The organism is Rhodoplanes roseus (assembly GCF_003258865.1).
GTDB classification, from domain to species: Bacteria; Pseudomonadota; Alphaproteobacteria; order Rhizobiales; family Xanthobacteraceae; genus Rhodoplanes; species Rhodoplanes roseus.
This window is the reverse complement of the sequence record NZ_NPEX01000102.1, coordinates 6,346-13,294: the sequence shown is the minus strand read 5'-3', so window position 1 is coordinate 13,294 and position 6,949 is coordinate 6,346. Positions and strand designations below refer to the sequence as shown.

Here is a 6,949-nt window from a genome sequence, read left to right as displayed (position 1 = left end):
GCCTTCAGCCCGCGCCCCGGAATGACTGCGAAACCCTCACAGTCCCAGGTAGAACTTCCGGATCAGCTCGTTGTCGCCGAGCTCGGCGGCCGACTTGCCCTCGAAGGCGATGTGGCCGTGGACGATGACGTAGCCGCGGTCGGCGATGCGCAGCGCCTGGGTGAAGTTCTGCTCGGCCATCAGCACGGTGAGGCCGTAGCGCTCCTTCAGCTCCCTGATCTTGTCGATGGTGCGGCTGACCAGCACGGGTGCGAGGCCGACCGAGGGCTCGTCGACGATGAGAATCTTCGGCGCCAGCATCAGGGCGCGGCCGAGCGCCAGCATCTGCTGCTCGCCGCCGCTCATGCTGCCGGCGAGCTGGCGGCGCCGCTCGGCGAGGCGCGGAAACGCCTCGTAGCAGAAGGCGAGATTGTCGTGAAGCGAGGCGCGTGCCTTCGGCCGGAAGGCGCCGAGCAGCAGGTTCTCCTCGACCGTGAGCCGCGGGAACAGCCGGCGGCCCTCCGGCACCAAGGCGATGCCGAGATCGACGATGTCGACGGTGCTGCGCCCGACCAGGTCGTGGGTCGTCCCGTCGATCGTCACCGAGATGCGGCCCTTCAGCGGCGTGAGCAGGCCCATGATGCACTTGATCAGGGTGCTCTTGCCGTTGCCGTTGGTGCCGAGCAGCACCACGGTCTCGCCGGGGTTCACGTCGAGCGAGACCTCCTCCAGCACCCGCACGGAGCCGTAGGCGGCGTCGATGCTCTCGATGCGAATGCTACTGGCCAAGATACGCCCTCTCGACCTCGGGATGCCGCATCACCTCGTCCGGCGGCCCGTCGGCGATCTTCTTGCCCGACACCAGCACGACGAGGCGCTGCGAGAACTGCATCACGGCCTTCATGATGTGCTCGATCAGGATCACGGTGATGCCGGCCTGGTTGAGCCGGATCAGCAGCGCGACGATGTCGTCGACCTCGGAGTTCGACAGCCCGGCCATCGCCTCGTCGGCGATCAGCAGGCTCGGTTCCGCCGCCATGGCGCGGGCGAGCTCGAGCTTGCGCATGTCGACCTGGGTGAGGTCGCGTGGCATCTGGTCGGCCCGGTCGGCGAGCCCCATCTGTCCCAGGACCTCGGCGATGCGCTCACCGATCTCGGCCCGTGTGAGATGGCGGCCGCGCCGACTGCCGGCGGCGTAGAGCAGCGGCACCCGCACGTTCTCGGCGACCGTCATGCTGGCGAACGGCCGCGGCAACTGGAAGCTGCGGGCGAGGCCGCGACGGGTGCGCTGATGCGCCGTCAGGCCAGCGAGGTCGCGGCCCTCGAACCGCACCGTGCCGGTGTCGTTCACCAGCGTGCCCGAGAGGCAGTTCACCAGTGTGCTCTTGCCGGAGCCGTTCGGGCCGATCAGACCGACCCGCTCGCCCGGCGCGATCGTCAGGCTGACGGCGTCGAGGGCGATGAAGCCGCCGAACCGCTTGCCGACTCCGTCGACGTCGAGGAGGGGCGCCATGATGCCTTGTTCCTGTCCTTCCGGTTGCGACCGAAGAAGCGCTGCCACAGGCCGACGATGCCGTTCGGCGCGACGATGACGAAGCCGACCAGCAGCAGCCCGACGATGAGCAGGTTGACGGCCGACGAGATCGTCACGGTGGCGATCTGCTGCAGCGAGCCGAGCAGCACGGCGCCGATCAGCGGGCCGGCCCAGCTCGTGGTGCCGCCGATCATCGGCATGGCGATGGCGTTGACCGCGTAGGGCAGGCCGAACGCCGAGGCCGGCTCCATGTAGCCGATGTAGTAAGGGAACGGCGCTCCGGCCATGCCCATGAAGGCGCCCGAGATGACGGTGGCGACCAGCTTGAGGCGCAGGGTCGGCACGCCGTTCGCCTCCGCCGCGAGCTCGTCGTCGCGGATCGCCGCGAAGCCGATGCCGAGCCGCGAATGCTCGATGGCGCGCGCCGTGATCAGCGCCAGCGCGGCGAGCGCCAGCATCACCAGGAACAGGTACTCGATGTAGCTGAGCCCGGGGATCGGCCCAGCCGTCGGCCGCAGGATGTAGGCGCCGCGCGAGCCGCCGACATAGTGCCAGTTGACCACCACGGTCTGCAGCACCACGGCGAGCGCCAGCGTCGCGATGGAGAAGAAGGCGCCGCGCAGCCGCAGCGTCAGGTAGCCCATGGCGAGGCCGAGCAGGCCGCAGATCACGGCGGCGACCGCGATCAGCAGCGGGATCGGCAGCGGAAACGCCTTGTGCAGGAACACCGACGTGTAGGCGCCGACCGCGAAGAACGCCGCCGAGCCGAAGTTCACGTAGCCGGTGTAGCCGCCCAGGATGTTCCAGGCGGTGGCCAGCACGACGAACTGCAGCACCGTGTAGCCGGCGAACAGCAGATAGTCGCTGCGCACCAGCAGCGCGCCGCCGAACAGCGCCGCCGCGACCAGGCTCACGATCAGGATGAAGACGGTGTTGCGCAAATCAGTGGTCCGTGAAGCTCATTGGCACTGGTGCAAGGATTGCCCCCCACCCCCGACCCCTCCCCGCCACGCCCTGCAGGCGCGGGAGGGAGGGGAGCCGAGCCGCCGTGCTCGCGTGAGAGTGTCGAGGCGCCTCTCCTCCCCTCCCCCCGCTCGCGAAGCGAGTGGCGGGGAGGGGTCGGGGGTGGGGGGAAGGCTGAGCGAGTTCGACGTCGCAGCGCCTACTTCTGCCGCGCCTTGACGAGGCCGGCCTCGAGCAGGATCGGGTAGAGCTCGGCGTCGTCCTTCTTCCAGCGCGCCAGCGTCGCCTTGCCGTCGGCCGGGGCGAGCGCGAAGCCGGCCTTCTTGGCCTTGTCGACGAACTCCGGATCCTTCAGCACCGCGATGATGTTGGTCTCCAGGAAGCTCAGCCGGTCCGCCGGAATGCCCTTCGGCCCGATGATGCAGCGCCACGAGCCGGCGACGATGTCGAAGCCCTGCTCCTTGAAGGTCGGGATCTCGGGCGCCATGAAATGGCGCTCGTCCGAGGCGACCCCGAGCAGCTTCAGCTTGCCCGAGCGGTGCGGCTCGATGGCGTCCGGCACCGGCACGGCGGCGGTGTCGATCTCGCCGCCCATCAGCGCCGTCACGGTCGGCGCGTAGCCGCCATAGGCGACCTTGGTGACCTTGAAGCCGAGCTGCTTCTCGAAGATCGAGATCGCCACATAGGACGAGCCACCCGGCTGGTCGTTGCCGTTGCGCAGCTTGCCCGGGTTGGCACGGGCGCGCTCGATCAGCTCCTTGAGCGAGCCGATGCCGCTCGCATTGCTGGCCTGGAGCGCATAGGCGTCCTCGCCGAAGAAGGCGATCGGCTCCATCTCGTCGAGCGTGTTGGCCTGCGGATTGAGATAAGGCAGCGACACGCCGCCCGAGGCGAACATCCCGATGGTCTGCCCATCGGGCTTCGCCGTCACCACCTCGCGATGCCCAATGGCGCCGCCCGCCCCCGGCTTGTTGAGCACCACCACGGGCACGCCGATCTTCTTCGACAGGCCGTCGGCCAGGAGCCGCATGCTGACGTCGCTGCCGCCGCCCGGCGGCCAGGCGACGATCAGCGTGATCGGGCCGGACGGAAAGCCTTGCGCCCGCGCGCTCGTGATCACGGCCGGCATGGCGACGGCGGCCAGGCTGGCGCCGGCGAGCTCGAGAAATTCCCTGCGCTTCATGGCTCTCTCCTGATCCACAAGGGTTGCCGTGACGTTCGGATGCCGACGGCCGTGCGACGGGCCGGACCGGCGACCGGCCGTTCAAAAATCATGCCGCTCCGCCCGCGACCCGCCGGATCACGTCGAGGCCCAGGCGGCAATTCTCCGGGCTGCCGAGCAGGCCGAGCACCGGCTCGTCGAGCCCGGCGGCGACGAAGTCCTCCAGCCGCTTGATGCAATGCGCCGGCGTGCCGGCGATGCCGAACGCATCGACCGCCTCGTCGGAGACCAGCGCCGCCGCCCCGGCGATGTCGCGCCGCGCGATGGCGGCGATGACGGCCTCGTGGTCGACCGCGATGCCGGAGGCCTTGATGTTCTCGGCCAGGAACTTGTTGCGCATCACGAAGGCGAGCTTGGTGCGCACCGCATCGATGGCGTCGCGGCCGTTCTCCGACACGCCGAAGAAGATGTAGCCGGCGCGGCGGAAGCCGGTCATGTCGCGGCCCTCCGCCGCGGCGGCCTCGGCGGCGAGCGCGATCGAGCGGCGCACCGTGTCGGTCGACACGCCGGCGGAGAGCACGATGCCGTCGCCGACGCGGCCGGCCAGCCTGGTCATGTCGGGGCCGATGGCGGCGACGTAGATCGGAATTTCAGCACTCGGCGTGAAGGCGAGGCGCGCGCCGGCGAGCGTCACGAACTCGCCCTCCTGGTGCACCGGCTCGCCCGACCACAGCGCCCGCAGCGCGGCGACGAACTCGCGCACGGCCCGCACGGGCTTGACCATCTCCTGCCCGGATTCTTTCAGGAACATCGGATTGCCGGTGCCGACCGCGATGGCGGCGCGGCCCGGCGCGACCTCCTCCAGCGTCGCCATCGCCATGGCGGTGGGCACCGGGTGGCTGACGTAAGGGCTGATGGCGGTCGGCACCATGCGGGCACGGCCCGGCGCCGCGAAGGCGAAGGCCATGCAGGTGGCGATCGCCTCGCGATAGCCCAGATGCTCGGCGACCCACAGGCTTTCGGCGCCGGCCGCGACGGCGTCGCGGGCGAGCGCGATCGCCGCGCTGGTGGGCACGAAGCCGTCGAAATTGACGCCGATGCGCACCGCCATGACTCAGCCTCCGACCCGGATCAGCGCGTCGTTCGGCGTGATCGTCCCGGTGATCGGCACGAAGCCGTCGGGCGTGACACGGTACATGTCCTCGACATGGAAGCCCATCCGGCCCGGCATCATGTAGAGCGGCTCCATCGTGAAGGTGATGTCGGGCTCCAGCACCACGTCGCGCGCATCGGTGATGTAGGGCTCCTCGTGGATGGTCTGCCCGATGCCGTGGCCGAGGAAGCGCAGCGTCGGCTCGATGTCGTTGGCGCGCAGGTGATCCACATAGGTCCGGTACAGCGCAGCGACCGGCGTGCCGGGCCGCAGCAGCGCCTTGCAGCGTTCGCGCGCGCCGATCATCACGTCCCAGATCTTCCGCTGCTCGTCGGTCGGCGCGCCGACCACCGCCGTGCGGGTGACGTTGGAGCGATACTGGTTCATGTCGCCGAGGATCTCCAGGCGCAGCACGTCGCCCGGCTCGATCGCCTTGTCGGTCGGCGCGCAGTTGGTGATGCCGCTGCGCACGCCGGAGCCGACCTGCACCTTCACGGCGCTGCAGCCGCCGTCCAGCATCTTCTCGGTGGCGAGACGCGCCAGCGTCTTCTCGCTCATGCCGGGCCGCACGGCCGCCAACACCTCGCCGGCGACCCGGTCGGTCAGCGTGCCGACCGTGGTGAGCCGGGTGATCTCGTCGGCCGTCTTGATCATGCGGGTGGAGAAGTAGATGTCTCTCGCCGGCACGAACGTGGCGCGCGGCAGTCGCTCGCGCAGGCGCAGAAAATCCTGGGCCGGCAGGTAGTCGAGCTCGACCGCGATGCGGCCCTCCCCGACCCCGGCCTCGATCAGCGCGTCGGCGAGCGCGTCGGCCGGATCGTCGCCGAACTGATCGTAGGTGCGCACGTCGGCGAAGCGCGACGTCGCGCGGGCCAGGTTGGCCTCGACCGTGACGACGATCTGGGCCGCGAAGTTTTGGCCGGCCAGGACCGTGATGGTGCGGCGGAACCGGTTCGTCGGATGGCTCGGCACGGCGAAGCCGGCCGTGTAGGTGACGTTGTCGACCGAATGCGCGACCAGCGCGTCGCAGCCCGCCGCCCGCATGGCGCGCCGCAGCTTTTGAAACACCTCGCGCTCGGCGCCGGCGTGCGTCATGCCCTGCCCGTCCTCACACGCCGCTCTCGATGTTGGCCAGAAGCTCGGCGACCGATTGTCCGGCGAGCCCGAGCTTGTCCAGGGTCAGCCCGTCCTTGGCGTAGTCGATGCCGAGCGACAGGCCGGCGAGCTGGATCAGCGCGTCCATGGTCGGGGTCGGCACGCCGGCGACGCGGGCGAGCGCCGCCATCGGCACCAGGCCGTAGCCGACGTCCTCGTGGACGTAGCGATGATCGAGCGAGCCCGGTGACTTGATCTTCTGGTTCGGCGCGCTCTCGATGCAGGCGCGCGAGATGTCGCCGGACTTCAGGGCGCCCTCGGTGGTGAGGCCGGCGTCGTAGAAGAGCTGGAGAAACGACACGGCCGGGACGCCGAGCGCCCGCGCGATGGCCATCCGCTCCGCGTCGACCGCCGCGGTGACGCGGCCGACCGCGTCGGTGATGCCCTCGCGGTAGAACAGGAAGTCGCCGCCGGTGTGCTGGATCCAGCCGGCGTTCATGATCATGCCGGGCGAGTGGAACACCGCGTTGATGTTGGCGAGCGCGGTCTCCAGCACGCTCGACGCCGCGACGATCTCCGGATAGAGCGGCTTCATCAGCGCGAACAGCTCGCCGCAGTCGCGGCCCGGCAGCGTCGCGAAGCGCAGCCGCTTCGTATAGCTGTAGATGTTGACGGTCGCCGGCCCTTCCATGCGGGTGATGTAGGTCAGCGTCACGGTCTCGCAGGTGCGCACCGGCCGGCGATAGCCGGCGCGGCGCAGCTCGTGCACGAAATGCAGGCCGCCGCCGGTGTGCCCGGGATTGACGAAGATCGGCTGGCTGCCGTCGAGCAGCGGGGCCAGCGCCTGCGCGTAGGTCTCGTGCGCGACCGAGGGCACCACCAGCATGATCAGGTCGGCGCCGCGCACCGCCTCGGCGACGTCGGTGGTGAGGACGTCGATCGGGACCAGCCCTTCCACGATGCCGCGGGCCATGATGCCGCCCTGCTCCCGGATCGGGGCGAGGCGGTCGGGATTGCGGGCGTGCAGCCGGACCGAGAAACCACGGCGGGTGAGGTCGGCGGC

Annotated in this window: 7 protein-coding genes; all 7 read right to left on the bottom strand. The window is 69.9% G+C overall.

The window, feature by feature from the left end; all coding sequences use genetic code 11:
• Positions 1-36 precede the first annotated feature (36 nt).
• Positions 37-768 (bottom strand): ABC transporter ATP-binding protein, encoded by a 732-nt coding sequence (locus tag CH341_RS15780; RefSeq protein WP_111419965.1) that lies wholly within the window; start codon positions 766-768, stop codon positions 37-39.
• Complete coding sequence (locus tag CH341_RS15775; RefSeq protein WP_111419964.1) at positions 758-1,492, bottom strand: ABC transporter ATP-binding protein; 735 nt, start codon at positions 1,490-1,492, stop codon at positions 758-760. The genes CH341_RS15780 and CH341_RS15775 overlap by 11 nt, the downstream gene beginning before the upstream one ends.
• The gene (locus CH341_RS15770; RefSeq protein WP_111419963.1) at positions 1,417-2,454 is read right to left on the bottom strand and encodes a branched-chain amino acid ABC transporter permease; all 1,038 of its coding nucleotides are present in this window, start codon (positions 2,452-2,454) and stop codon (positions 1,417-1,419) included. Before CH341_RS15770 ends, CH341_RS15775 begins: the two co-directional genes overlap by 76 nt.
• Before the next feature lie 221 nt (positions 2,455-2,675).
• A complete protein-coding gene (locus CH341_RS15765) occupies positions 2,676-3,659 on the bottom strand; it encodes a Bug family tripartite tricarboxylate transporter substrate binding protein (protein ID WP_111419962.1) in 984 nt (327 codons plus the stop codon).
• 88 nt (positions 3,660-3,747) lie between these two features.
• Positions 3,748-4,749 (bottom strand): LLM class flavin-dependent oxidoreductase, encoded by a 1,002-nt coding sequence (locus CH341_RS15760; protein WP_111419961.1) that lies wholly within the window; start codon positions 4,747-4,749, stop codon positions 3,748-3,750.
• A gap of 3 nt (positions 4,750-4,752) precedes the next feature.
• A complete protein-coding gene (locus CH341_RS15755) occupies positions 4,753-5,886 on the bottom strand; it encodes a M24 family metallopeptidase (RefSeq protein WP_111419960.1) in 1,134 nt (377 codons plus the stop codon).
• A 13-nt stretch (positions 5,887-5,899) separates the two neighbouring features.
• Positions 5,900-6,949, bottom strand: a 1,050-nt coding sequence (locus CH341_RS15750; protein ID WP_210208352.1) for an NAD/NADP-dependent octopine/nopaline dehydrogenase family protein, incomplete at its 5' end; no start/stop codon positions are given.